Annotated in this window: 24 protein-coding genes and 1 pseudogene; 7 read left to right on the top strand and 18 right to left on the bottom strand. The window is 63.8% G+C overall.

Features of this window, described 5'->3' with window-relative positions; all coding sequences use genetic code 11:
* Window positions 1-118 precede the first annotated feature (118 nt).
* The 9 genes from hflC to HOP51_RS10795 all read right to left on the bottom strand — a co-directional run bounded on the left by hflC (window position 119) and on the right by HOP51_RS10795 (window position 10,457).
* Window positions 119-1,009 carry a protease modulator HflC gene (hflC, locus tag HOP51_RS10835; protein ID WP_234273923.1) on the bottom strand — a complete coding sequence of 297 codons (891 nt, stop codon included), beginning with the start codon at window positions 1,007-1,009 and terminating at the stop codon, window positions 119-121.
* Entirely contained in the window at window positions 1,010-2,233 is a 1,224-nt protein-coding gene (gene hflK, locus HOP51_RS10830) for an FtsH protease activity modulator HflK (protein WP_234273922.1), read from the bottom strand.
* Window positions 2,234-2,381: 148 nt separating this feature from the next.
* The gene (hflX, locus tag HOP51_RS10825) at window positions 2,382-3,698 is read right to left on the bottom strand and encodes a ribosome rescue GTPase HflX (RefSeq protein WP_234273921.1); all 1,317 of its coding nucleotides are present in this window, start codon (window positions 3,696-3,698) and stop codon (window positions 2,382-2,384) included.
* 8 nt (window positions 3,699-3,706) lie between these two features.
* On the bottom strand, window positions 3,707-3,958 hold the full coding sequence (gene hfq, locus HOP51_RS10820; protein ID WP_103968388.1) for an RNA chaperone Hfq: 252 nt from the start codon (window positions 3,956-3,958) through the stop codon (window positions 3,707-3,709).
* Window positions 3,959-4,047: 89 nt separating this feature from the next.
* Window positions 4,048-4,986 carry a tRNA (adenosine(37)-N6)-dimethylallyltransferase MiaA gene (miaA, locus tag HOP51_RS10815; protein ID WP_234273920.1) on the bottom strand — a complete coding sequence of 313 codons (939 nt, stop codon included), beginning with the start codon at window positions 4,984-4,986 and terminating at the stop codon, window positions 4,048-4,050.
* 14 nt (window positions 4,987-5,000) lie between these two features.
* A complete protein-coding gene (mutL, locus tag HOP51_RS10810) occupies window positions 5,001-6,932 on the bottom strand; it encodes a DNA mismatch repair endonuclease MutL (RefSeq protein WP_234273919.1) in 1,932 nt (643 codons plus the stop codon).
* Window positions 6,929-8,350 carry an N-acetylmuramoyl-L-alanine amidase gene (locus HOP51_RS10805; RefSeq protein WP_234274002.1) on the bottom strand — a complete coding sequence of 474 codons (1,422 nt, stop codon included), beginning with the start codon at window positions 8,348-8,350 and terminating at the stop codon, window positions 6,929-6,931. The genes mutL and HOP51_RS10805 overlap by 4 nt, the downstream gene beginning before the upstream one ends.
* A 62-nt stretch (window positions 8,351-8,412) precedes the next feature.
* The gene (tsaE, locus tag HOP51_RS10800; RefSeq protein ID WP_234273918.1) at window positions 8,413-8,913 is read right to left on the bottom strand and encodes a tRNA (adenosine(37)-N6)-threonylcarbamoyltransferase complex ATPase subunit type 1 TsaE; all 501 of its coding nucleotides are present in this window, start codon (window positions 8,911-8,913) and stop codon (window positions 8,413-8,415) included.
* Entirely contained in the window at window positions 8,913-10,457 is a 1,545-nt protein-coding gene (locus tag HOP51_RS10795; protein ID WP_234273917.1) for an NAD(P)H-hydrate dehydratase, read from the bottom strand. Before HOP51_RS10795 ends, tsaE begins: the two co-directional genes overlap by 1 nt.
* Window positions 10,458-10,556: 99 nt before the next feature.
* Here HOP51_RS10795 and queG point away from each other — a divergent pair, with 99 nt between their 5' ends.
* Window positions 10,557-11,657, top strand: coding sequence for a tRNA epoxyqueuosine(34) reductase QueG (queG, locus tag HOP51_RS10790; RefSeq protein WP_234273916.1), 1,101 nt, complete (start codon window positions 10,557-10,559; stop codon window positions 11,655-11,657).
* Between the two features lie 156 nt (window positions 11,658-11,813).
* Here the strand turns inward: queG and orn are convergent, their stop codons facing one another.
* On the bottom strand, window positions 11,814-12,398 hold the full coding sequence (gene orn, locus HOP51_RS10785; RefSeq protein ID WP_234273915.1) for an oligoribonuclease: 585 nt from the start codon (window positions 12,396-12,398) through the stop codon (window positions 11,814-11,816).
* Window positions 12,399-12,486: 88 nt separating this feature from the next.
* Between orn and rsgA the strand changes: the two genes are divergently transcribed.
* From rsgA to asd, 3 genes are all read left to right on the top strand, one after another.
* Window positions 12,487-13,521 carry a small ribosomal subunit biogenesis GTPase RsgA gene (rsgA, locus tag HOP51_RS10780; protein WP_234273914.1) on the top strand — a complete coding sequence of 345 codons (1,035 nt, stop codon included), beginning with the start codon at window positions 12,487-12,489 and terminating at the stop codon, window positions 13,519-13,521.
* Between the two features lie 30 nt (window positions 13,522-13,551).
* Complete coding sequence (locus HOP51_RS10775) at window positions 13,552-14,382, top strand: sulfurtransferase (RefSeq protein WP_234273913.1); 831 nt, start codon at window positions 13,552-13,554, stop codon at window positions 14,380-14,382.
* Window positions 14,383-14,606: 224 nt separating this feature from the next.
* Window positions 14,607-15,473, top strand: coding sequence for an archaetidylserine decarboxylase (gene asd, locus HOP51_RS10770; protein ID WP_234274001.1), 867 nt, complete (start codon window positions 14,607-14,609; stop codon window positions 15,471-15,473).
* Between the two features lie 12 nt (window positions 15,474-15,485).
* Here the strand turns inward: asd and epmA are convergent, their stop codons facing one another.
* The gene (epmA, locus tag HOP51_RS10765) at window positions 15,486-16,472 is read right to left on the bottom strand and encodes an EF-P lysine aminoacylase EpmA (RefSeq protein ID WP_234273912.1); all 987 of its coding nucleotides are present in this window, start codon (window positions 16,470-16,472) and stop codon (window positions 15,486-15,488) included.
* 273 nt (window positions 16,473-16,745) lie between these two features.
* Window positions 16,746-17,312: an elongation factor P gene (efp, locus tag HOP51_RS10760; protein ID WP_234273911.1), complete on the bottom strand. Its 567-nt coding sequence runs from the start codon at window positions 17,310-17,312 to the stop codon at window positions 16,746-16,748.
* 102 nt (window positions 17,313-17,414) lie between these two features.
* Here efp and epmB point away from each other — a divergent pair, with 102 nt between their 5' ends.
* Window positions 17,415-18,461 (top strand): EF-P beta-lysylation protein EpmB, encoded by a 1,047-nt coding sequence (gene epmB, locus HOP51_RS10755; protein WP_234273910.1) that lies wholly within the window; start codon window positions 17,415-17,417, stop codon window positions 18,459-18,461.
* Between the two features lie 75 nt (window positions 18,462-18,536).
* A pseudogene (locus HOP51_RS21065) lies at window positions 18,537-19,052 on the top strand (LysR substrate-binding domain-containing protein); the annotation flags it as partial.
* Window positions 19,053-19,286: 234 nt separating this feature from the next.
* Here the strand turns inward: HOP51_RS21065 and HOP51_RS10745 are convergent.
* The 6 genes from HOP51_RS10745 to dapA are packed head-to-tail and all read right to left on the bottom strand — an operon-like array spanning window position 19,287 to window position 24,904.
* Window positions 19,287-19,958: an SDR family oxidoreductase gene (locus tag HOP51_RS10745; protein WP_234273908.1), complete on the bottom strand. Its 672-nt coding sequence runs from the start codon at window positions 19,956-19,958 to the stop codon at window positions 19,287-19,289.
* Window positions 19,959-19,969: 11 nt separating this feature from the next.
* Entirely contained in the window at window positions 19,970-20,761 is a 792-nt protein-coding gene (locus HOP51_RS10740; RefSeq protein ID WP_234273907.1) for a DeoR/GlpR family DNA-binding transcription regulator, read from the bottom strand.
* 31 nt (window positions 20,762-20,792) lie between these two features.
* Entirely contained in the window at window positions 20,793-21,686 is an 894-nt protein-coding gene (locus tag HOP51_RS10735) for an NAD(P)-dependent oxidoreductase (protein WP_234273906.1), read from the bottom strand.
* Window positions 21,686-22,720: a 4-hydroxythreonine-4-phosphate dehydrogenase PdxA gene (gene pdxA / locus HOP51_RS10730; RefSeq protein WP_234273905.1), complete on the bottom strand. Its 1,035-nt coding sequence runs from the start codon at window positions 22,718-22,720 to the stop codon at window positions 21,686-21,688. The genes HOP51_RS10735 and pdxA overlap by 1 nt, the downstream gene beginning before the upstream one ends.
* 46 nt (window positions 22,721-22,766) lie before the next feature.
* Entirely contained in the window at window positions 22,767-24,029 is a 1,263-nt protein-coding gene (locus HOP51_RS10725; protein ID WP_267957700.1) for a four-carbon acid sugar kinase family protein, read from the bottom strand.
* Window positions 24,029-24,904 (bottom strand): 4-hydroxy-tetrahydrodipicolinate synthase, encoded by an 876-nt coding sequence (gene dapA / locus HOP51_RS10720; RefSeq protein ID WP_234273903.1) that lies wholly within the window; start codon window positions 24,902-24,904, stop codon window positions 24,029-24,031. The genes HOP51_RS10725 and dapA overlap by 1 nt, the downstream gene beginning before the upstream one ends.
* 315 nt (window positions 24,905-25,219) lie before the next feature.
* Here dapA and HOP51_RS10715 point away from each other — a divergent pair, with 315 nt between their 5' ends.
* A complete protein-coding gene (locus tag HOP51_RS10715; RefSeq protein ID WP_234273902.1) occupies window positions 25,220-26,221 on the top strand; it encodes a TAXI family TRAP transporter solute-binding subunit in 1,002 nt (333 codons plus the stop codon).
* The last annotated feature ends 13 nt before the right edge of the window (window positions 26,222-26,234 follow it).

Here is a 26,234-nt window from a genome sequence, read left to right as displayed (position 1 = left end):
GGCCACGCCCGGTTGACGGATTCTATCACGTTTGGCGACGGGTTGAACCCCGCGATGCCGGGACAAGCCCAGCGACATGCCTGGAAAGCGACAGCCGCTGGGCCCGGTCCGGTGCCTCTTACTCGTCGCTACCGTTCTGCACTGCCGGGCTGCGCAGATAGCGGAAGAAATCGCTGGACGGGTCAAGCACCAGCATGTCCCGCTCACCGTCGAAGCTCTCACGATAGGCGTTGATACTGCGCCAGAAGGTGAAGAACTCCGGGTTCTGGCCGTATGCCTCCGAGAAGATCGCTGCCGCTTCGGCATCACCCTCACCGCGCAGGGTCTCGGCCCGCTCGGTAGCCTGAGCCAGCAGCACCTGGCGGCGGCGGTCGGCATTGGCGCGGATGCGCTCGGCCTCCTCCTGGCCCTGGGCACGCCATTCACGTGCTTCACGCTCACGCTCGGAGCGCATACGGTCGAAGACCGCAGCAGAGACGTCCTCGGGCAGATCGATACGCTTGACGCGGATGTCGAGGATCGACACCCCCAGCTCCTCGCGCATCAACGAGTCGAGTTCCTGGGTCGGGCGAATCATCAGGTCGTCGCGGCGCTCGGCGATAATCTGCTGCAGGTCCAGGCGGCCAAACTCGTTACGCAGGCTCTCATCGACCCGCGGCTGGATCAGGCGGATCGCCATCATCTCGTCGCCGGCGGTGGCCTCGTAGTAGCGGGTGGGATTGATCACCTGCCACTTGACGTAGGAGTCCACGATGACCGCCTTCTGCTCGAGCGTCAGATAGCGGCTGGTATCGGTATCCAGCGTCAGCACCCGGGTATCGAACTTACGAACCGTCTGAGTGATCGGCACCTTAAAGTGCAGGCCGGGCTGAATGTTCTCTTCGATGACCTCACCAAAGCGCAGCTTGACGGCACGCTCGGTCTCGTCGACCACGTAGAGGCTGTTGCTGGCAAGCCAGGCCGCGGCAGCGAGGCCACCCACGATGATCAAGGAACGGTTGTTCACCATTTAGCGGCCCTCCCTGCGGATACTACCGGTATTGCCACCCTGCGCCGAACTCGTCGTGCGCAGGCGCTCGAGCACACGCGGGTCGAGTTCGCCGCTTTCGCCGCGAGCCGCCTCGCCGTTGCCTTCACCATCGCCACCCCTTCCGGGGCGCTGGTCGAGCGGCAGATACATCAGCGGTGCGTCCTCACGCACGTCGACCAGTACCTTCGGCGTACGCGCAAAGACATCGGCCATGGCATCGATGTAGAGACGTTCGCGCATGATCTCCGGTGCGTTGCGGTACTGGGCCAGCAGCGCGTTGAAGCGGTTGACCTGACCCTGGGCTTCGGCCACCACCGATTCGCGATAGCCCTGGCCTTGCTCGACCAGACGCTGCGCCTGACCCTGAGCGGCCGGGATAATGGCATTGGCGTAGGCCATGCCCTCGTTGATGGTCCGCTGGCGATCCTCGCGGGCGCGGATTACGTCGTCGAAGGCATCGATAACGGGTGCAGGGGCCGTGGTCGACTCGATGTTGATGGTTTGCAGGCGAATGCCGGTGCCGTAGCTATCCAGATAGGTCTGCAGGCGGCTCGCCACCGAGCTACCGAGAATCTCACGCCCGGAGGTCAGGATCTCGATCATGTCGGTACCGCCAACCACGTGGCGCAGCGCGGAATCCAGCGCGTTCTCGATGGAGAGCTGGGGATTGCGCACGTTGAGCACGAAGTCACGCGGATCGTTGACCTGATACTGGGCCGAGATCTCGACCTCGACGATGTTCTCGTCGCGGGTCAGCATCGACTGGGTCTGGGTCAGCGAACGCACGCGAGTCACATTGACCATGCGCACATCGTCGATCAGCGGCGGATTCCAGTGCAAGCCTGGCCCCACCACCGTCTGGAACTCACCAAAACGCAGCACCACGCCACGCTCGGCCTGGTCAACCAGATAGAAGCCCATTGCCCCCCAGATACCCAGGGCGATGACCAGCAGCAGCCCTGGCAAGGCGAACGTATTGCGCGGGCGACCGCCACCCTTGCCGCCACGACCGCCACCGCCTTTGCCACCACGACCGCCAAGCATGCTGTTGAGCTTGTCCTGGAACTTCTTCAGGGCCTCGTCAAGGTCGGGTGGCCCCTGGTTGCCCCCACGGTTGCCACCGCCGCCGCCGTTGCCACCGCGTCGGCCCCCACCGCTCCAGGGGTCATGCTGGTTGCCACCACCCGGCTCATTCCAAGCCATACGTCGTCTCCACTCTGCGTTGCCTCCCGACCGCTCGCCTGTGCCTGTGCGACCGGGAAGTTCGGTTGCTGTCCTGTAGAACGCCCTTCGGCGCCCGGTCCCGTTAGTTGTTGGAGAATCAATCCGTCGAGCCGAACGACCGCAGCCGTCACGCCTCCCATACCGGTCGTTCGTGCAACTCGGACGGAAGGTAATTCTCCGCCCGCTCTCCCAATCGGGCCATCAACTGCAGGAAATCGCGGCGTGGCAGGCGCACCTCGAGATGCACCTGACCACCCTCTTCGTAACGTTCTTCGCGTACGGCGCCAAGCTCATGCAAGCCCGCCCTCAGGCGGCCCTGTCGCGGAGAAAGGAGCATGCCAAAGGCGATCACATCCTCCGCCAGGCATTCCGAGAGAGCTTGCTCGAGCAGTTCGAGTCCGAGTCCCTCACGGGCCGACAGCCAAACCACCTCGGGCCGGCCCTGCCCGTCGCGCTCGATACGCGGCGCACTGTCGAGCAGGTCGATCTTGTTCATTACCTTGAGCATGGGCACGTCAAGCGCACCGATCTCGTCGAGCACCCCTTCGACCTGAGCTACGTTGAGCTCACGGTCGGAATCGGCGGCATCGATCACATGCACCAGCAGCGAGGCCTCGGCCGCTTCCTGAAGAGTGGCCTGGAAGGCTTCCACCAGCTTGTGGGGCAGATGACGGATGAATCCCACGGTATCCGCCAGCACCACCGAACCGACATCGCCGATCTCCAACCGGCGCAGGGTCGGATCGAGCGTAGCGAACAACTGGTCGGCCGCATAGACCCTGGCAGAGGTCAGGGCATTGAACAGCGTCGACTTGCCGGCGTTGGTATAGCCGACCAACGAGATGCTGGGAATCTCCGCCCTGGCCCGAGCACGCCGGTTCTGGCTGCGCTGGCTACGCACCTTGTCGAGCCGCTTGTGGATCGCCTTGATGCGTGCACGCAGCAGTCGGCGGTCGGTTTCCAACTGTGTCTCACCGGGGCCGCGCAGGCCGATACCGCCCTTCTGACGCTCCAGGTGAGTCCAGCCACGCACCAGGCGGGTAGACATGTACTCCAACTGGGCCAGTTCGACCTGCAGCTTGCCCTCGTGGGTACGCGCACGCTGGGCGAAGATATCGAGTATCAGCCCCGTGCGATCGAGTACCCGACACTTGAGTTCTCGTTCCAGGTTACGTTCCTGAGAAGGACTCAAGCCATGGTTGAAGATGACGAGTTCAGCGCCATGCACCTGCAGTGCCTCGCGCAGCTCCTCTACCTTGCCGCTACCGATGAAGGTGCGTGAATCGGGCCGATGCCGGCTGCCGCTGAGCAGCATGGCCGGCTCGGCGCCGGCGGAACGGACCAGTTCCAAGAACTCGCCGGGATCTTCGCGCTCACGCTCGTCCTGGAAGTCGACATGAACCAGTACTGCCGTTTCGCCGGCATCGGGTCGTTCAAAAAACAATCAATACCTCACGCGTTGCTGTCCGGCTGGGCCGCGGGATCCTGCGGCGGCAGCCGCACGTTGCGCGAAGGCACCACAGTGGAGATGGCGTGCTTGTAGACCATCTGACTGACGGTGTTACGCAGCAGAATCACGAACTGATCGAACGACTCGATCTGTCCCTGCAGCTTGATGCCGTTGACCAGGAAGATAGAAACCGGAATGCGCTCCTTGCGCAGGATGTTCAGGTACGGGTCTTGAAGGGACTGCCCTTTGGACATGTTACCTCTCCCTAAAACGTTCTCTTGAGGGGTGGAAGTTGTGTTCTTTCTCGGCTGGTCGCCCGGCCACTCGAAGCCAATATCTTACGCTAAGAGCCCGATTCACGCACGAAATTCAGGACTTCGCTCAGTGCATTTCGCCCTTGGCTATCGACCCAGTGTAGCTCCGGCCAGCTTCGCAGCCAGGTCAGTTGGCGCTTGGCCAACTGTCGGGTCGCCACCACGGTGCGCTGCCGCAACTGCTCCAGACCGCCCTGCCCGTCGAGAAACTCCCAAGCCTGGCGGTAGCCCACGCTCTTCATTGACGGCAAGCCCGGATGTAAGTCGCCGCGCGCTCTCAATGCCTCGACTTCCCCGATGAAACCGGCATCCAGCATGACCTCGAAGCGAGCCGCGATTCGCTCGTGCAGGATACGACGATCAAAGGGCGTGAATCCTATCGACAGCACATTCCATGGGAAGGTTTCAGGACGCTGCCGACGCCACAGTTCGGTAAGCGTCGTGCCGCTGGCCCGATAGACCTCCAATGCTCGCATCAACCGTTGCGGATCGTTGGGATGAATGCGCCGGGCAGACTCGGGGTCGACCCGGGCGAGCTCGGCGTGCAGCCCCGCCAAGCCAAGGCGTTCCGCCTCACGGGCCAGCTCGGCACGTATCGATGGATCGGCCGCCGGCAGATTGGCCACGCCATTGAGCAGGCGCTTGGCGTACATCATGGTGCCGCCAACCAGTAGTGGGATGCGCCCGGCTGCGGTAATTCGTCGCATCTCGCGGTGAGCGTCCTCGCGAAAATCCGCCGCCGAGTAGGGCTCGGCGGGATCGCGGATGTCGATCAACCGGTGCGGCGCGCGAGCCAGCTCTTCGGCGGAGGGCTTGGCACTGCCGATGTCCATGCCACGATAGACCATGGCCGAGTCCATGCTGATCAGCTCGCAGTCGAGCCGCTCATGCAGCGTGATGGCCAGATCGGTCTTGCCGGCGGCGGTAGGTCCCATCAGCAGGATGGCGAGGGGGCGTCTTTCGGGCATGGTAGGAACGTACCTCACTGCCCCCGCAGGAACAGCCGATCGAGCTGCTTGAGCGACATTTCAGTCCAGGTCGGCCTGCCATGGTTGCACTGGCCGCTCCGCTCGGTGCGCTCCATGTCGCGCAGCAACGCATCCATCTCGGCCACGGTCAGGCGCCGGTTGGCACGCACGCTGCCGTGACAGGCCATGGTCGCCAGCAGCTCGTTGATATGAGCTTCCAGGCGGTCGGAGCGGCCATAGCGCTCCAGGTCGCCGAGCATATCACGGATCAGCGGCTCGACGTCGGCATCGACCAGTAGCGTCGGTACCTGCCGCACCAGCAGGGTCTCGGGACCCGCCACGTCGAGTTCCACCCCCAACCGGGCGAAGGCCTCCCGCTCGGCTTCGGCGGTCGCTACCTCGGCGTGACTGGCCGCCATCGACACCGGCACCAGCAACGGCTGCGCCTCGAGCGCGCCGCCATGCACCTGGGCCTTCATGCGCTCGTAGACGATGCGCTCATGAGCGGCGTGCATATCGACGATGATCATGCCCTGCGCGGTCTGGGAAATAATGTAGATGCCGTGCAACTGGGCGATGGCGAAGCCCAGCGGCGGGATACCGCTGCCTTCCTCCGCGGCGGGCAGCGCCGGCGACTCCACCCTGGCCGGGAACGCCGATGATGGAGGTGGCGCCACGGTGTCAGTTGCCTCGTCGCCAGCCGCCTGCGGTGTCAGCAGACGTTCTTCATGCTCGGGATGCAGCGCACGATAGCCACTCATGAAGGCGCGCACGCGATCGGCCGTGACCCGCTCGGACGAGTCGCCGGACGGATGCAGGGCGATGGGCTGCTGCTGCCAGCGCGCCTCGGGCTCCCGCACTTCGCTGCTGTCGGAATTCTCCTCCTCGGCCATGTCACCGGCTTGCGCTTCGCGCTCGGCCGGACGCGCCTCGGCCAGCGCACGATGCAGGCTGGAAAAGAGGAAATCGTGCACCAGGCGGCCGTCGCGAAAGCGCACCTCGTGCTTGGTGGGATGAACGTTGACGTCCACCACCATGGGATCGACCTCGAGGTAGAGCACGAACACCGGATGCCGGCCGTGGAACAGCACGTCGCGGTAGGCCTGACGGATGGCATGCGCCACCAGCCGGTCGCGAACCACGCGACCGTTGACGAAAAAGTACTGCTGGTCGGCCTGGGCCCGGGAGTGGGTGGGCAAGCCTACCCAGCCCCATAGGCGCAAACCGCCGACGGCGAGATCGAGATGCAGGGCATTGTCGAGGAAACCCTTGCCCAGCAGCGCCGCAATGCGCCGCTCGCGGCGAGCCGGATCGTCGCCCGCCGGCAGCTGTTGCACGGTCTTCTGGTTGTGGCGCAGCACCCAGGCGATATCGAAGCGTGACAGCGCCAGGCGGCGAAAGGTCTCCTCCACATGGCCATACTCGGTCTTCTCGGTACGCAGGAACTTGCGCCGTGCCGGCGTATTGAAGAACAGGTCGCGCACCGTGACCGAGGTGCCGCGAGGATGCGGCGCCGGGCTGACGCGAGGCTCCATCTGGCGACCTTCGGCCACCACCCGCCAGCCGCTGCGCGGATCGTCGTCGACGTTGGCGATGAGTTCTAGGCGCGACACCGAGCTGATCGAGGCCAAGGCCTCGCCGCGGAAACCGAGACTCGCCACGCCCTCCAGATCCTCCAGCGAAGCGATCTTGCTGGTGGCATGGCGCGACAGCGCCAGCGGCAGATCGTCCTCAGCGATGCCGCTACCGTCGTCGCGCACGCGGATCAGCCGGGCACCACCCGCCTCGAGTTCCACCTCGATGCGGGAACTGCCCGCATCGATGGCATTCTCGACCAGTTCCTTGACCACCGAGGCCGGCCGCTCCACCACCTCGCCGGCTGCGATCTGGTTGGCCAGACGGGGATCGAGGACGCGGATGCGGCGGGCTTCTTCGACGACTGTCATGAGCGGGGAATCCGTAGTACCTGTCCGACGCGTATCACGTCGCCATTGAGTTCATTGGCCTGCTTGAGCTGCGCCACCGGCACGCCATGCCTGGCGGCGATCTGCGACAGGGTGTCGCCCGGCTGGATACGGTACTCGTTGCCGGAGGGCGTACGCTGGTTGTCGCGCTGCCAGGCCAGCAGGCTGGCCGGCGGCGGGTTGGTGTGGAAGTGGGCGCGTATCCCCGAGAAGATCGATTCCGCCAACCGCTGCTGATGACCCGAGTCGCGCAGGCGACGCTCCTCGTCGGGGTTGGAGATGAACCCCGTCTCGATCAGCAGCGAGGGAATGTCGGGCGACTTCAAGACCATGAAGCCGGCCTGCTCCACCCGCGACTTGTGCAGGCGGTTGACCCGCCCCAACTGGTCGAGCACCTGCCCTCCGATGGCCAGGGAATCGTTGAGGGTGGCGGTCATGGTCAGGTCGAGCAATACGCCACGCAGCACCTCGTCCTTGTCATTGAGCGAGAGGTTGCCGTCCACGCCGCCGATCAGGTCGGCCTGATTCTCGCTGGCCGCTAGCCACTGGGCGGTCTCCGACGTGGCACCACGCTGAGACAGCGCATAAACGGAGCTGCCGTTGGGGCGCGGGCTGGTGAAGGCATCGGCATGGATGGAGACAAAGAAGTCGGCCTTCTGCTCCCGAGCAATACGGGTACGCTGGCGCAACCCGATATAATAATCGCCATCACGGATCATCACCGCGCGGAAGCCTTCGGTATTGTCGACCAGGCGCTGCAGGCGACGACTGATCTCCATCACCACATCCTTCTCCCGGGTACCACCGGGGCCGATGGCGCCGGGATCTTCGCCACCATGGCCGGGGTCAATGGCAATGATGATGTCGCGGCGCGGATGCGGTGCCGCCGGCTGCTGCGCTACCACCTCGGGATCGATGTGCGGTGCATCCGCCTCGGCGGCTCCGCTGCTGCGGTGCCGATTGGCGGCGATCTCCTGCTCGCGGATCATCGCTTCGATCGGATCGATGGGGTTCTGCACCGCGCTCTCGCCGGGATACTCCATGTCGACCACCAGGCGGTGGCCATACTGGTCGTTGGGCGGCAGGGTGAAATGGCGCGGCTCAACCTCGCGCGAGAGTTCCAGCACCACCCGTAACCCGCTGCCATCACGCACGCCACTGCGCACGGCGGTGATGGCGCTGCCATCCAGATTGAGACTCGCCAGGTCGGTATTTAGGCGACTCTGGTCGAGATCGATCACCAGGCGCCTCGGGCCGTCCAGGGTGAAGACGTTGGCCTCGGCGTGGGTGGAGAGGTCAAACACCAGGCGCGCATGGTCCGGCGCCGCCCACAGGCGAATGTTATCGACCTCGGCCGCCTGGGCAGGCAGGGTAAAACAGAGCGACAACAGCAATACCATGCAGTTGCGCCAACGGTCAGCCAGCCCACCGCAACGGTACCTGGACAGGAAGCGGGATATCATCACGGCGTTTCACGCTCTTCATTACTGATCATGTCGGCCATATCGGCATCCCGAGCCAGCGTATTCAGTACCAATCGGCCATGCTCGGTATGTGTCTCGAGCAGCGCCTCGCGGCCGCTCTCGCACAGCGACAGGACGACGGCCACATCAGGTGGTGGCAGCCAGCCTTCGCCCCGGCTCGGCCATTCGACGATACACAGGGCGTCGGCGGCGAAGAGGTCCCGGCCACCGATGAACTCCAGTTCCTCCGGGTCGCCCAGGCGGTAGAGGTCGAAATGGTAGACCTGCCGCTCACCGAGCTCGTAGGGCTCGACCAGCGTATAGGTCGGGCTCTTGACCGCGCCGGCATGTCCCAGGGCGCGCAGGATGCCACGGGTCAAGGTGGTCTTGCCCGCTCCCAGCTCTCCTTCGAGATAAATGCGCCCTCGCCCCTCGAGAGCCTTGCCCAGGCGCTGCCCGAAGACGACCTGGCGTTCTTCGTCGACGAGTCGTATGCGCATCAATGGCCCCCTGCCAGCGGATGAAGTCCCGGCTCGAAACCGGGGTTGACAATGACTCGGGCATAGGATGCCAGATCGGCAGCCAGCAGGCCACGCTCGCCCGCGTCGCGCACCGCCATGTCCGCCGCCATGGCGTGCACCATGACACCCAGCCGGGCCGCCGTCTCGAGAGGCAACCCTTGGGCCAGCAGCGCCCCGAGAATGCCCGACAGCACATCGCCCATACCGCCGGACGCCATGCCCGGGTTGCCGTAGGGACACACCGCCATATCCGCCGGCCCCGCCACCAGGCTGCCGGCGCCCTTCAGCACGACCACGCCGCCGCGGCTTTGCTGCAGTTCGCGTGCCGCCGCGGGCCGGTCGGCCTCCACCTCCGCCGTGCTGCAGCCCAGCAGCCGTCCCGCCTCACCGGGATGCGGCGTGAGGACCCAGTCGTCGCGCCGCAGCCCCGGGAAGCGCGTCGCCAGCAGATTGAGACCATCGGCGTCCACCACCAGCGGCTTCGGCTCGGCCAGTGCCGCCTGCAGCATGCCCTGCCCCCAGGCGCCCAGCCCCAGTCCGGGGCCGACCACCAGCACATCGGCCCTGCTGGGAAGCTCGCCAAGCTCGGCGGCCCCGCGCAAGCCGTGCACCATCACCTCGGGCCGGTAGGTGAGGCAGGCCGTGACATGTTCCGGCGCCGTGGCCAAGCTGATCTTGCCGGCGCCCAGGCGCGCCGCTGTCTCGCTGGCGAGCAACGCCGCACCGCCGAAGCCCGGCGCCCCACCCAGTACCAGCACGTGCCCCATGCCACCCTTGTGGGCATCACGCGAGCGGGGCGGCAACCACACCTCGAGCAAGATCTTGTCCAGCAGCTCGGCAACCGGCGCCAGATCGGCATGGCGCCGCGCATCGACGCCCAGGGGACGAAAGTGGACCTCGCCGGTACATGCGGGAGCGCGCCCGGTGTGCAGGCCGACCTTGTCGCCGATGAAGGTCACCGTACGTGTCGCACGTACCGCCACGCCGAGCTCCGCCCCGGTATCGGCGGCCAGTCCCGACGGGATGTCGATGGCCAGCACCGGCAGGCCGCTGGCATTGACGGCCTCGATGGCCTCGCGGAACTCACCACGCACCTCGCCGGTGAGGCCGGTACCAAGCATGGCGTCGACGATCACCTCACCGGAAAACTCGATCCCCTTGCGCCATGGCTCGAGGCCCACGCCTGCAGCGGTGGCCATTTCAGCAGCGCGCGCCGCATCGCCCTTGAGCGTCCTCGGCGGCTTCAGTGCAATGCGCTGCACCTCGACGCCCGTCACCGCCGCCAGCGCGGCCAACACATGGCCATCGCCGCCGTTGTTGCCACCGCCACACAGCACGCTAATGCGCTTCACCCCGGGCCAGCCCGCCCTGAGGCTCTGCCAGGCCGCCGTGGCCGCCCGCTGCATCAGCGCGAAGCCTTCGATCCCGGCGGCGATGGTGCGCCGATCGAGTTCACGGACCTGATCGGCACGGTACAGTGGACGCAGCGCCACCTGTTCTTGATCGGAACGATTGCCAGACATCCGGTGTCTCCCTGCCGGCATTGCTTTATCATGGGAGTTTAAGCGTCACGTCGCCGACGCCAATCCCCCGCTGTGTTTTTGCCCGGTTTTTTCTCGATCATGACTCTCCCCGTGACCCTGGACGACAACGCGCTGGTCGAGCTCGCCGCCACCATCAAGACCTGGGGCCGTGAGCTTGGCTTCCAGCAGGTGGGCATCGCCGACGTCGACCTGGCCGAGGACGAGCTGCATCTGCAGCGCTGGCTCGATGCCGGCTACCACGGTGAAATGACCTTCATGGCCAAGCACGGTACCAAGCGCACTCGCCCGGAGGAGCTGGTACCCGGCACCCTGCGTGTGATCAGCGTGCGCCTGGACTACCTGCCTGCCGAAGTCGAGAACGCCAAGGTACTTGGCCAGCCGCAGACAGCCTATGTTTCGCGCTATGCAGTAGGTCGCGACTACCACAAGCTGATGCGCAAGCGCCTGGCCACCCTGGCCAAATGGATCGAGGAACGCATCGGTCCATTCGGCTACCGCGCCTTCGTCGACTCGGCGCCGGTGATGGAGCGCGCCCTGGCGCGCAAGGCCGGGCTCGGCTGGGTGGGCAAGAACGCCATGCTGCTCAACCCTCGGGCAGGCTCGCTGTTCTTTCTCGGAGAACTCTACGTCGACCTGCCGCTGCCCGTCGATCCTTCCTTCGACAGCGAGCACTGCGGCAGTTGCAGCGCCTGTCGCACGGCCTGCCCCACCGGGGCCATCGTCGAAGACAGGGTGGTCGACTCCCGCGCCTGTATCTCCTACCTCACCATCGAGCTGTTCGGCAGCATACCCGAGCGCTTTCGCGAGGCCATGGGCAACCGTGTATTCGGCTGCGACGACTGCCAACTGGTCTGCCCTTTCACCCGCTTTGCCCGTGCCACGGCGGAGGATGACTTCGCCCCGCGCCATGATCTGGATCGAGCCAGCCTGGTGTCGCTGTTCGCCTGGGGCGAGGAGGAGTTTCTCGACAAGACCGCCGGCAGCCCGATCCACCGCATCGGCTATGAGCGCTGGCTGCGCAACCTGGCGGTGGGGCTGGGCAACGCGCCCTGGAGCGAGGGCGTGGAGGCAGCTCTACGCGCCCGCCTCGCCTACCCCTCCGACCTGGTACGCGAGCACGTGCGCTGGGCGCTCGAACGGCAGCGAGTGAAGCGTAGCAGGGTCATCGCCAGCGTCTGATTGGTGGCTGGACCGCGGCTTTTCCGGGGACAGCTCTGCGAGGAGGCGCTGTAAACCCATCCCTGGGCGCTACCTTTTCCATCCCTGGAAAAGGACCTCCTCTTCGAGCTGCCCCCGGCGCCGCTCACCTCGAAGTGTCACAAGCCAGGTATTGCCCTACTCCTCCTCGTCGCGTTCGCTGCCGGCCAGCCGCAGAAAGGTAGCGCGGTAGTGCGCCAGCTCCGCCAGCGATTCGCGAATGTCGTCCAGCGCCTGGTGGGTATTGCGCTTGCTGAAGCCGGCCAGCGCCCCCGGGTTCCAGCGCTTGGCCAGCTCCTTGACGGTGGAGACGTCCAGGTTGCGATAGTGGAAGAACGCCAGCAGCTCGCGCATCTCGCGTTCGAGGAAACGCCGGTCCTGGTGCACGCTGTTGCCGCACATGGGCGAGGTGCCGGGCACCACGTATCGCTTCAGGAACTCGAGGGTCTGCCGCTCGGCCTCGGCGGTGTCGATACGGCTCTGCTTGACCCGTTCGACCAGACCCGATTCGCCGTGGGTCTTCTGGTTCCACTCGTCCATGGCGGCGAGCAGGCTATCGGGCTGGTGCACGACGATCACCGGCCCTTCGGCGACGAGGTTGAGGTCATTGTCGGTGATCAGGGTGGCCACCTCGATGATACGCTCGCGCTCGGGCTCGAGCCCGGTCATCTCGAGGTCGATCCACACCAGCAGATCTTCGCGCGGCGCAGGAGTGTTGGGCATGGGTCAGGCTCCAGGGTTGAAGGACGCGGCAGGACAGGCCGAGCCACGCTGGGTACAATGCCAGCATTGTAACGATCTTCGGGCGCCCATGAGCAAACGCAAGCTGAGTCGCCAGCAACGCTGGCGAATCGAGAAGATACAGGCCGAGCGGTCTCGGCGCGCCGAGCAGCGCGACGCCAAGGATTCTCACAAGCTCGCCGCGGGCGAATATGGGCCCGAACGACCGGGCCGGGTCATCGCGCATTATGGCCGCACGCTGGACGTACAGGGCGACGACAGCGCGACCAGCGTTCGCTGCCACCTGCGCGCCAATCTCGAGGGGTTGGTCACCGGCGACCGGGTCACCTGGCGCGCGGCTCAGGATGCCGAGGGCAACGTGGTCGAGGGCGTGGTGGTGGCCCGCAGCGAGCGCCAGAACGTGCTGGAACGCCCCGACGCCCGTGGCCAGCTCAAGCCGGTGGCGGCCAACATCGACCAGCTCCTGATCGTCTTTGCCGTGGAGCCGGCACCGCACACCAACCTGATCGACCGCTACCTGATCGCCGCCGAGGCCACCGGCATTGCCCCGGTACTGGTGCTCAACAAGATCGACCTGCTGCCCGAAAGCGGCGGCGAGTTGCGGGCGCTACTGGCACGCTACGAGGCACTCGGCTACCCGGTGGTGGTCACCACCACGGCCCGCGAAGCGGGGCTCGACGACTTGCTCGCTCGCCTGGCCGGGCGTACCTCGGTGTTCGTCGGCCAGAGCGGCGTGGGCAAGTCGTCACTGATCGATCGCCTGCTGCCCGACGAGTCGCTGCGCATCGGCGAACTGTCGAAGGACTCGCGCAAGGGCACCCATACCACCACCACGGCGCGGCTGTACGCCCTGCCCGCCGCCGATGGCGCCGAGCTGATCGACTCGCCAGGTATTCGGGAATTCGGCCTGATTCACCTGGATGAACAGCAGATCGCCGACGGCTTCATCGAGTTTCGCGACTTTCTGGGTCGCTGCCGCTTCCGCGACTGCCGCCATCGCCAGGAGCCGGGCTGCGCCCTGCTCGAAGCCGTGGAACGCGGCGATATCCACCCCGAGCGTTTTGCCAGCTACCGCCACATCGTCGATAGTCTCAGCGAGACCTGATTCGGCCCGAACGAGAACGAGGAGAGCACCATGAGTTCCGAAGAGAATCTGCTACCGCTGATCGTCGAGCCAGAACAGCTCGCCGCGCATCTGGAAGATCCGCAGCTTTTGGTCGTCGATGTGCCGCTCAAGACCGAAAGCTACCAGGAGGGGCACGTACCCGGCGCAGTCTTTCTCGACCATCGTCGCCTGTTGCGCGGCGAGGGCCAGGTGCCCAACGAGGTACCGAGCCCGGAAGCGCTGTCGCAGCTGTTCTCGTCGCTCGGACTCACCCGCGATACCCACGTGGTGGCCTATGACGACGAGGGCGGCGGCTGGGCCGGGCGTTTGCTGTGGACCCTGGAACTGATCGGCCATACCCGCTACTCCTATCTCAACGGCGGCATCCACGCTTGGCGCCAGGCCGGCCAGCCCGTTTCCCATGAGCCGACCTCGCCGACGCCCAGCGAGTACGAGGCCGAGATCCTGCATCCGCAAGTTGCCATCGACCGGCTGGAGCTACAGGAACGCCTGGGTGAGAAGGGCTTTGCCATTTGGGATGCCCGTTCGCCAGCCGAATATCGCGGCGAGAAAGGCGAGAACAAGCAGCTCGGCCACATCCCCGGTGCGGTCAACATGGAGTGGACCGAGGCCATGGACAAGGAGCGTGCGCTGCGCATTCGCGACTACGCCGAACTGGTCACCGAACTCGAGGCACTGGAGCTCACGCCGGATATGGAAGTGGTCACTCACTGCCAGAGCCACCATCGCAGCGGCTTCACCTGGCTAGTGGGCAAGGCACTGGGCTTCGACAATATCCGCGCCTACCCCGGCTCCTGGAAGGAGTGGGGCAATCGCGACGATACGCCGATAGAGAAGTAAGCCAACTACACGACAGCCAACCGGGCAGGCAACGACACGACCTTAGCGGGGCCGCTGGCATGAGCGAGCCGAGTAGCGCAAATCGACAGGGATGTCGATTTAGGGCAGGCAAGAGGGACCTTGATCCTGCTCGGCGCGTCACTCGGCTCGCGAGTGCCAGGGTTTCGGCACCGATTGTCGCGAGTCGCCTTGCCCGGGTGACTCAACCAGACCGCTACGGAACCATTACCTTGTCTCTCGCCAAGTTCTTCGCGCTGATCCAGTATCCGATCCCCCACCACCTGCTCTCGCGGCTGGTGGGCTATCTTGCCGAAACCCGCATCGCCTGGCTCAAGAATGCGCTGGTCCGCGCCTTCATCAAGGTGTTCAAGGTCGACATGGGCGAGGCCGCCGAGCCGGATCCCACCGCCTACGCTACCTTCAACGACTTCTTCACCCGCGAGCTGAAGCCGGACGCCCGCCCCCTGGGCAACGGCCTGCTGTGCCCCGCCGACGGCAACCTGTCCCAATTCGGCCCCGTCGAGGCCAACAAGCTGCTGCAGGCCAAGGGCCATCGCTTCTCGATGATCGACCTGCTGGGCGGCGACGCCGAGGCCGCACGGCGATACAGCGGCGGCAGCTACGCCAACGTCTATCTCTCGCCCAAGGATTACCATCGCGTGCACATGCCGCTGGCCGGTACCCTGACCGAGATGGTCTACGTGCCGGGGCGGCTGTTCTCGGTCAACTCGGCCACCACCGACCACGTGCCCAACCTGTTCGCTCGCAACGAGCGCTTGGTGTGCCACTTCGATACCGAATACGGTCCCATGGCGGTGGTGCTCGTCGGGGCGATGATCGTGGCAGCCATCGAGACGGTATGGGCCGGTCAGATCACACCGCTCTCAGGCCAGGTGCAGCGAGTTCGCTTCGACCAGCCGATCCACCTGGAGCGCGGCGAGGAGATGGGCCGCTTCAAGCTCGGCTCCACGGTGGTGCTGGCCTTCGGCGGCAAGATCGATTTCGATGCCAGCCTGACGCCCAAGACCAAGGTCAGCATGGGACAGTCGTTGGGTGGGGTGCCGCAGCAGGAGACGCCCGACTTCGTCTAGGCGAAGCCCGTTCTAGCAATTGGGCGTGGCGAAGGCCATCACCTCCGCCACGCTCGCTCTCCCTAAAGCAAGCTGAATCAGCCGATCCATGCCCAGCGCCACGCCGCAGCCAGCGGGCATGCCTGCTGCCAGGGCCGCGAGCAGACGCGCATCGACATCGACCTCCGGCTTACCCAGGGCACGCCGGGCAGCGTTGTCTTCGGCGAAGCGTGCACGCTGCTCGTCGGCATCGATGAGTTCGTCGTAGCCGTTGGCGAGTTCCAGCCCCGCGAGATAGACCTCGAAACGCGAGGCGACCCACTCGCCGTCCTCCGGGTCGCGATGGCGACGCGCCAGTGCCGCCTGGCTGGCCGGATAGTCCACCACCACGTCGACCCCCTCGTGCCCGAGCGTAGGTTCGATGATCAGGCTCATCAGCAGGTCGAGGCAGCCGTCGCGCCCGGCATCGCGCATGTCGAGCCCGCCACGCTCGCCAGCCAGTTGTCGTAATGCATCGAGATCGACACTGAAGGGGTCGAGCCCCAGCCCCTCGCGGAACAGCTCGCGGTAGCGCCGCCGCCGCAGCGGTCCCGCCTCATTCCCCACTTCTGGACCCAGTACGGTTCGAATCAGCGCCACGGTTTCCTCGATCAATTGGTCGAGTGTGAAACCCGGGCGGTACCACTCCAGCATGGTGAACTCGATGTTGTGGCGGCTGCCCACCTCGCCGTCGCGGAAGCTGCGCGCCAGCTGAAAGATCGGCCCGCTGCCGGCGGCCAGCAGCCGCTTCATGTGGAACTCCGGAGACGTCTGCAGCCACAGCCGCTCGCGCCCTGCCGGCGTGCTCGCCTCAAGCGACAGAGAAGCCAAGTGCACGTCGGTGCTGCCGCCGTGGCCCAACACCGGGGTTTCCACCTCCAGCACGCCGCGCTCGGCAAAGAACGTCCGCACCGCGCCCAGCAGCCGCGCCCGCTTGCACAGCGTCTCGATGCTTGCCGTGGGGCGCCAGTCAATTGCCATGACACAGTCTCCAGAACGATGAAGGCCACGCCGAATCAGCGTGGCCTACGTTGAACCGCGGCTTGCCGGCGACCGCTAACCGTACCGACCGTCCTAGCGCCCTCTCCGCGCGATGCTCAGGGCTAGGCCCGTTCCCGACGGGCCTTCGCACTTTCCACATCCTTGTGGGTCGCTAGGCGAATCCCGAGTAAGGCAGCGGAGTTTAGCAGCGCTAAATGAGTAAGCCGTCTCGGGATTCAACGACGTATGAGCAAGCGCAGGAAGGGCTGCAGCTCAAGCACGCGACACATACTCACCAGAGCGAGTATCGACCTTGAGGATTTCCCCCTGGTTGATGAACAGCGGCACCCTCACCACAGCGCCGGAAGAGAGCGTGGCCGGCTTGGAACCGCCCTGGGCGGTGTCGCCCTTGAGGCCCGGGTCGGTCTCGACCACTTCCAGCTCAATGAAGTTGGGCGGTGTCACGCTGATGGCGTTGTCGTTCCACAGGGTCACGGTGTAGACCACCTGCTCCTTGAGCCACTTGATGGTGTCGCCCAGCGCCTTCTTCTCCACGGCGTACTGCTCGAAGGAGCCGTCGGTCTTCATGAAGTGCCACATGTCACCGTCGGTATAGAGGTACTCCATTTCGAGATCTACCACGTCGGCGCCTTCCAGGGATTCGCCCGATTTGAAGGTGCGCTCCCACACGCGGCCGGTGATCAGGTTGCGCAGCTTCACGCGGTTGAACGCCTGGCCCTTGCCGGGCTTGACGAATTCGTTCTCGACGATCGCACAGGGGTCGCCGTCCAGCATCACCTTCAGACCGCCCTTGAATTCGTTGGTAGAATAGCTAGCCATGTTGCCTCTCGAATGATCGGGCGCGCCGCAGCAGGCTCCGGCGCGCAAGAAACCGAATCGACGAGGATTCGAGCCCTCGCCCCTTTGTGACTGGTGTGCCGCATGATAACCCGAAGCTCCGCCCTTTTGCAGAGACCGGAATCGCCAAGCGCTGACGTGAAGCCTTTGTCGCGACCGAGCGCCTGGCAGACCCAGCTGTCGCAGGCGATCCGCGACCCGCGTGAGCTGTGCCGGCGCCTTGGCCTGGATGATTCGTGGCTGCCCGGCGCCGAGGCGGGTCATGCCCTGTTCGAGGTGCGGGTGCCCGAGGCCTTCCTGGCCCGCATGCGCTATGGCGATCCGCATGACCCTCTGCTGCGCCAGGTGCTACCGCTGATCGCCGAGGGCGAGAATGTACCCGGCTACGTGACCGATCCGCTGGAAGAGGCCGAGTACACGCCAGGGCCGGGGCTGATCCACAAGTACGCGGGTCGCGTGCTGTTGATCGCGAGCCCCGCCTGCGCGGTGAACTGCCGTTACTGCTTCCGTCGTCACTTTCCCTATAGCGACAACAGTCCCTCGCGGGCTCAGTGGGAGCGCTCCCTCGACACGTTGAGGCAGGACACCTCGATCCACGAGGCGATCCTCTCCGGTGGCGACCCGCTGGCCGCCAGCGACCGCCAGCTCGCCTGGCTCGTCGAACACCTCGAGGCGATCCCTCACCTCAAGCGTCTGCGCCTCCACACCCGCCTGCCGGTGGTCATTCCCGAACGGGTTGACGACGCCCTGTCCGGCTGGCTCGGAGCCACACGGTTGCAGAAGGTAATGGTGCTGCATATCAACCATGCTCAGGAGATCGACCAGGCGGTGGTCAAGGCCTGTGAACGGCTAAGGAGCGCAGGGGTGGCTCTGCTCAACCAGAGCGTGCTGCTGCGCGGCGTCAACGATTCGGTGGCGGCGCTGGCCCAGCTCTCCGAGCGGCTGTTCGAGGCCGGCGTGCTGCCCTACTACCTGCACGTGCTCGACCCGGTGGCGGGTGCGGCCCACTTCGACGTACCCGACGAAGAGGCCCGCGAGCTGATCGCGGGCCTCAGAGAAGTGCTGCCGGGCTTCTTGCTGCCGCGCCTGGTACGCGAGATACCCGGCGAGACCAGCAAGACGCCGTTGTAGCATCGGCAGCCACTGGCTATACCGGAGGAGCTCGGATGAAGAGTCAGCTGGGACGATATCGAACTGTTACTCGCCGTGGTGGACACCGGGAGCTTCTCAGCGGCGGCGACAATGCTGGGCACCAGCACGGCACGCCTCTTCCGGTCGGTATCGCGCCTGGAACGAGCGCTGGAGACCACCCTGGTTCACCGCACGACACGACGCCTCGATATCACCGAAGAAGGGCACCTCTTCATCGCCCAGGCCCGTGCGGCACTGCATACACTGGAGTCCGCTGAAGAGACCCTGAGCGCTCGGCTCCATAGCCCGGCGGGGAGGCTGCGAGTCGATGCCGCCACACCGTTTCTGATCCACCAGATCGTCCCGCACCTGCAGGAGTTTCACGCCGCTTACCCCAACATTCGGCTGGAACTGACCTCCCACGAAACCAATATCGATCTGATCGAGCAGCGCACCGATGTGGCCTTTCGCATCGGCGAGCTGGAGGATTCCTCGCTACATGCACGCTTTCTCGGCCGCAGTCGTCGCCGCCTGGTCGCCAGTCCTGCCTACTTGCAGCGCCATGGCACCCTCGCCGGCGCAGAGGACCTAACCCGCCATATCATGCTCGGCTTCACCCACCTCTCTCACCTCAATCACTGGCCGCTGGATGGCCAGGATGTCGCGATTATCCCGAACCCTCTCCTCCACCAGCAGCGAGGCCCTGCTCAACATGGCGGAAGCGGGTCTGGGCATCGCCTGCTTGGCGGACTTCCAGACCCAGACCTCCCGCCGCGCAAGAAGAGATCTGACACGACAGCATGGTGCTCGCGAACAAGGACAACCTCACAACGAAGCGCCGGCGCAAACGGTCAGCGTCTGCCCGGTGATCGAGCGGGCCTCGTCGCCGAGCAGAAAGGCCACGCTGGCGGCGATCTCCTCAGGCTCGATGAACCGCCCCATGGGAGGCAGCTTGGGTGCCACACCGGCCCTGGCGGGATCCTCCAACATCGGCGTTCTCGTCGCCCCGGGCGCGACGAGGTTGACCGTCACTCCCGAGGCCATAAGCTCCAGCGCCCAGGAACGGATCAGGCCTTGCTGGGCGGCCTTGGAGGCCGCATAGACACTCTTGCCGACGGCACCCTGCTGGGTGCGGCTACCTATCAGCACGATCCGTTTCAGCGGCGCTTGGGCGTCACGCAATGCCTTGAGCAACCGGGAAGGAGCTGCCACATGCAAGGCCCACATCCGCGCGGCCAAGGCGTCGTCGTAGTTCTCGATCAGGCCGCTGTACATGACCCCGGCGGCATGCACGAAGGCGTCGACAGCGCTCCCTTCGGTTAGCCAGACCGACGCCGTATCGAGCGCGCCGAGATCGGCTTTCAGCCAGCGAAACCTTGCCGATTGACAAGGCGGCTCTCGTCGCGAGACGCCCATGACCTCGTGCCCTTGTGCGAGCAAGTGCCGGGCTGTGGCCAGCCCAATTCCGGAACTGCATCCACTCAAGAGGATCCGCATCGAGCCGTCTCCTAGACCAGCGCCAGCCGCGAGTCGGTAGGCACCACTTCCAACGTGACCCCGCGGCGCTGACGAAAGGCCTGCAGCATGCCATCGGGGGCTTGATCATCGGTGATTAGCGTCCAGTGGCTCAGCAGGGGCGTCCAGTGCTGCTGGCGCGCACGGCCCAGTTTGGTCGCGTCCGCCATCACGATCACCTCCGAGGCACGCCGGATCATCATCTCCTTGAGATAGGCTTGCTCGGCGCTGGCTTCGCACAGGCCGAGATCGGCGACGACCCCATCGGCACTCAGGAACAGCTTGTCGGCGGACAGGCGCTCCAAGGCAGCCTGAGCTGCCACACCGTAGGTGGTCATCCCGGCGGGGCGCAGGTCACCGCCCAGCAGGGTGACCTTGCTGTGGTTCAGTGCCGCCAGCGCCGGCAACGCCGCCAGGTTATTGGTGAAGATATGCAGGTCGCGGCGTTGGCCCAGCAGCTTGGCCAGCTCCGCGGTGGTCGAGCCACCGTCCAGCAGCAGGGTGTCGCCGTTCTCCACGTGCTCCAGGGCCGCCCGGGCCAGTCGCGCCTTGACCGCTTCCTGCTCATGCTGGCGCTGGGCCAGGGACAGTTCGGGTTCCCGCTTGCCGATGATCGCCGCCGCCCCGCCGTATGTCCGTACGATCAGCCCTTCGTCCGCCAAGGCCGACAGATCGCGCCTGATCGTCGCCTCGGAGACATTAAAACGCTCGCGCAAGGCCTCGACATCGGAGATCCCGCTCAATACCGCCTCAAGCATGGCCTGACGGCGTCTGGCGACTTTCATTGAGACTCCTTAAAACGGTGCCGAATACCCGTTATCGGGATGAGAAAGAGACGCCGTGACGCTTGCCAACGATATCGGAAAGTTCGGGCACAAAGCGTTCACCGGCGCCTTCATCAAGCGCGCTTGCGTACAGTTCCTTGATGGCATGGGCAACCCCCGCCTGAACGTCAAGATCATCCGCCAGGTTGGCCACATAGCGAATATCCTTGCCAGCATTAGCCAGCGAAAAACGGTGCGCATCACGATCGCGCTCCAGCACGTACTGGAAAAACGTCTGGTAGAAACCACTATCCATGCGGCTGCCACGAATGACGCTATCAAATACCGCCGGGGTCACGCCCGCCTTGGCACCAATGGTAAGCGCTTCAGAATAAATCGCACCGTAGCCCATGGCCAAAAACTGATTGAGCAGTTTCATGGTATGGCCAGCGCCGACCGGGCCTACATGCAGAATTTTTCCCGCCCAGCATTCCAACACCGGACGCACGGTTTCAAGCGTGGCTGCATCGGCCCCCACAATCGCCTGAAGCTCTCCAGATTCCGCTTGGGTAGGCGTACCGCCCAGGGCAGCGTCCATGAAGGTAACACCCTTGGTAGCGAGCGTTTCATTCAAGCGCCGGGTCAGGGTCGGGTCGGACGTTGAGCAGTCGACAATGACAAGCCCATCGTGAGCACCCAAAGCCAACCCCTGCTCGCCTTCGACGATCGTCTCGACCTGCGGCGCACCGGGTACGCAGATAAATACGATGTCGGAGTTCTCCGCCAGCGCCTTCGGCGAATCCACCGCCTGGGCACCCTGCTCCAGAAGCGGCGCGATGCTCTCCTGGCGCGGATCAAAGACGGACATCGGGTAGCCACCTTGCATGATATTACGGGCAATATTGGCACCCATTAGTCCCAAGCCGATAAAACCGATACGTTTCATTATACGTTCTCCTTGCGAGTGCTTGATGTAGAGGGCTCTTCACGACGATTGGCGAGATCAACGGCCTGTTTGAGCGCTTCAAGCAAGCTGCGCTCATCAGCAATTCCCTTGCCGGCGATATCAAACGCCGTGCCATGATCCACCGAGGTGCGAATAACCGGTAGCCCCACGGTCACGTTAACCCCGGCCTCCAGCCCCATCACCTTGACCGGGCCGTGGCCCTGGTCGTGGTACATCGCCACCACCACGTCAAAGTCGCCTCGGCCCGCGCGAAAGAACAGCGTATCGGCGGGAAGCGGACCTTGGATGTCCCATCCACGCGTGGTGAGCTCTTCAATCGCGGGAACGATCTTCTCTTCTTCCTCACCATAGCCGAACAGGCCGTTTTCACCGGCATGAGGGTTAATGCCACAAACGCCGATGCGTGGGTTGTCGATACCCGCGCGTGTAAGCGTTTCATGGGCACGTTCGATGGTACGTTTGACAAGCCCCGGCTCGATACGACGAATGGCGTCCAAAAGCCCGACATGGGTGGTGACATGAATCACGCGAAGATTGGGCGCCACCAACATCATCGAGACTTCCTCGATACCGGTCAGATGGGCCAGCATTTCCGTATGCCCCGGAAAGATATGCCCACCGGCGTGTAGCGCCTCCTTGTTCAGTGGCGCCGTGCAAATGGCATCGAGCTCACCCTTGTGGGTCAACTCAACGGTGTGCGCGATGAACTGATAAGCTGCATCACCGGCGACCGGGGATACCTGGCCAAACACAAGATCGTCGGGAATCAATCCAAGATCGATGCAGTCCAGCGTTCCCGGCCTGAATTTTGCCGCGCAGACATCGTTGATCACGTTCAGGATCAACCGGCTATTTACGATCTGACCCGCCTTTTTCAACCAGCCCGCGTCGCCGATGACCAGCGGCCGACAGGTGTTGTATACGCTGTCATGGGCAAGCGCCTTCATGATGACTTCAGGGCCGATGCCGGCGGCATCGCCCATGGTGATGCCAACAACAGGAAGGTAGCTCATTGGTGTCGTTACTCCGAAGTAAGTAGGTTGAAGAGCCAAGCGAAGCTCAACAACGACATGAACTGGATGTGCGCTTACTGACCAAGGTGCGCCAGGTCTCATGCAGTGTTGCCTCGTTACCAAAGGCGCCGGCCTTGGTCACTACCGGCATGCCTTGGCCACTAACCGAGAGCGCCACCCCCGGCTCAAGCTCGCCCATGAGGCGCAACTGCTCGACACCGGCCGCGCTGAGTAGCGCCTTGGCCGTTTCTCCTCCCGTCGCTACCAGCGCGCCAAGCCGGCCCAGATGGCCACCCAGGTGGCTGGCCAAGCGCTGCGATAGTGCATAGCCATCAATGGAGAAGTCCGGGGTTTGCTGGGCCAAGGTCACGAGTACGTCATGCCCCGCCTCGAGCGCCTGCTGCGCCCTTGTCAACGCTGCAGGCACTTCACAGGAGGCCAGCAATTCGGCGATATTTATTTGAAAATGCTCAATCTCTTTACAACGTTGCTGTAAAAGGTAATCAATCTGGCGGTGTGAAATAGGCGACATGCTACCCACCACCATTAATACCGGCCCCTCTACCGCGATGGGCGGCAGCAGCGCCGTAGCTACTTCACGGTGAAGATAGGGGCAAAGCGCTTTGGCAAGCCCTGCCGAGCCTGCCCAGAAGATGACATCGAGGCGATACGTTGCCTGGGCGAGGCGCTCAAGATCCGCATCGGTCTCGGCGTCGCACACCACCGCTCCCACTTGGTTGCGTTGATGCTCTAAAAGGACACGACCAAGCGCTTCCGGTGATGACTGGCGCAGCATGGCCAAGGACAAGTGGGCAACGCTAACGCCCGCCTCGCTAAGCATATCGTTCAGCGAAGCCCTGCCACGGCACCCCTCGTTGCCCCACACCGGCGTCTGTTCGACGGGGGTTTGGTCGATGTACTGTCGCGCATCTCGGGTAAAGCGCTTCATCGCCGGCATGGCCGGCGCCACTATCGCCATTCCCGCATCCAAAATCAGCGCAGCGACTTCCTCCGCCCAGTTGCCGCGCAGTGTCGAGTCGATTTTTTTATAAAGCCGAAGATGAGGGCTACGCACTGCGCGCCAGGTCTCCATATTCAACGCCGCGGCCTCGGTAGGCGCCAAATGACGAGAGTCGGTATCAAAAACCACCACCTGCGCGTCTGCGTTGCTTTGCAGGGTAAGCTCGATGGCGGTGGTCAAACCGCTTTTGGCGTAGCTCACCGCGCAGTCGGCCGCCCCGGATAGGTCATCAGCCAGGATAACGAGCCGCGCCGTGTTGGCTAAAGGTTTCGTTGACGCCCCCGTCATTAGCGATAGACCTGCATCAATTCATCGAGCTGCTGACGCTGCTGCTCACTGAGCGGTAGCGCAGGGGCACGGGTGGGACCAGCGGGCATGCCCATCAGCTCGGCTGCCGCTTTCAATACCACCGGCATGGTGGCCATACCGAAGGCAGTCCGCAGCACACGAAGTTTTTCCTGGGCTTCACGAGCCGTTTCCATATCGCCTGCTTGGAAGGCGTTATAGATGGTCATCACCGTGTCGGGCACGGCATTGGTGGTGGCCGCCACAGCACCATCGGCACCGGCCAACAGCCCCCAAAGAATGAGCGAGTCAGTACCGGTGAAGACAGCAAAGTCATCGCGCTTCAAGCCAATGAGTTGCGTCAACCGGTCAAAATCCCCACCGCTATCCTTGATGCCTTGCACCATGGGCAGGTGGGAGAGTTCGGCGACGCTATCCACGGTGATCGTGCCACCGGTTTTGGCCGGGATGTTGTAAAGCATAAAGGGCAGCGACGCCCGCTCGGCAATCGCCGTGTAGTGAACCACCAGTTCACGCTGGGAAACCGCGTTGAAGTAAGGCGTGATGATCGAACAGGCGTCAACGCCGACCTGCTCCATCCTGGCATTCATGTCGATCACGTCCCGGGTGGTAAATGCCCCGGTACCTGCAATGACCGGCACGCGGCCTCGGGCCTGATCAACGACGATCTGCGCGACCTTCAGCTTCTCGTCATCGCTTAACGCAAAGAACTCGCCATTGGTACCCAGGGCAAAAAGCCCATGAACACCTTTGTCGATCAGGGTATCCACCAACATACGCAGCGCGGCTTCATCCACCGCCTGACGGTCGTTCATTGGAGTAATCAAGGCGGGGATAATGCCTCTAAATAGCGTCATGGCGTCAACTCCTTAGCATTTTTCGACCAAATCGATCACAAAAAAATGACTGATTCAAAAAAATATCGCAAGCGAATCGTGAAAAATGGCCGAAGCAGACACCAAGAAATAACCACAACACATTGTTATTATTGGTAATAATGCACAAAAGTCTTTAGCGTGTGCGACAAAAGTATAAATGCACAAACTGATCGTTTCGATCATTTTATACCCGCACAGAGGGCCAGAGCAGAAGAAACGCTAGGTTGGCGACAGTCTTCTACGCATTACCCCTTAGCACACCATGCGCTGCACAATAAAAAGCCGGAGATCTATATGACAGTACGTAAATCACTCGGAGCACTTCTCGCCTCATCCCTACTCCTGCCGCTAGCCGCCTGGGCTCAGGACACGACGATCCGCTTCATCTCACAGGATCCTGGCACCGGTTGGTATGCTTACGGCTCAGCGATGGGCGAGATCATTGATCGATCCGAAGGTGAATACAACCTGACCGCCGACGTTCTGCCGCGTGGTGGTGGCATGATGAACCCGCTTGCCGTGGGTCAGGGGTCAGCCGATCTGGGCTTTGCCACCGCTAGCGCCGCTCTTTGGGCTCGTGACGGCATAGGAGAAGAGTTCGAAGGCCGAGCTGCGGAAAACCTACGAGCCCTTGTCGGCGGCCTACAGGCCACCTATACCACCATCACCGCGCGCCGTGCCTATGTGGAGCGCACGGGCCTGACCACATTCGATGACATGGTCAACGCCGACAACCCACCGCGCTTCGTACTTAAGCCTACGGGCTCCCAGGTGCCGATTCTCGCTGATCATATGTTCGAGGCCCTCGGTACCAGCCTCGACGAAATGCGCGACCGTGGCGCGATCAATCAGATCAGCACCGCCCAGATCGCCCAGATGATGCGCGACGGCACCGCAGACGTGTATATCGAAAATGCGCCGCTTGGTCAGGCGACCATGCAGGAATTAGCGCTGACCACCGATCTGGTCTTTGCGCCCATGTCCGACACCGTGCTCGACCACATGACCGCAGTGGGCGTTCCACGCATCACCCTGCCCGACGGCAGCTATCCGGGCATGGACGGCGACTATACTTCCTCGAACACGCCGACCATTCTGATCGCCACTACCGACATGGATGATGAGATCGCCTACCAGATCACCGCGGCGCTAGTCGAGGCGCGCGATCAATTGGCCGAGTCATTTCCGCCGCTGGCCGGTTGGGACCCTGAATCCGGCGCACAACCCGATCAGTCAGTACTTGAGCTGCATCCTGGTGCGGCCCGCTACTATCGTGAGCGCGGCTGGATCGAGTAAGCGCAGGCCCAGT

The organism is Billgrantia zhangzhouensis (genome assembly GCF_021404465.1).
Taxonomy (GTDB): Bacteria; Pseudomonadota; Gammaproteobacteria; order Pseudomonadales; family Halomonadaceae; genus Halomonas; species Halomonas zhangzhouensis.
This window is presented reverse-complemented; position numbering and strand designations above follow the sequence as displayed.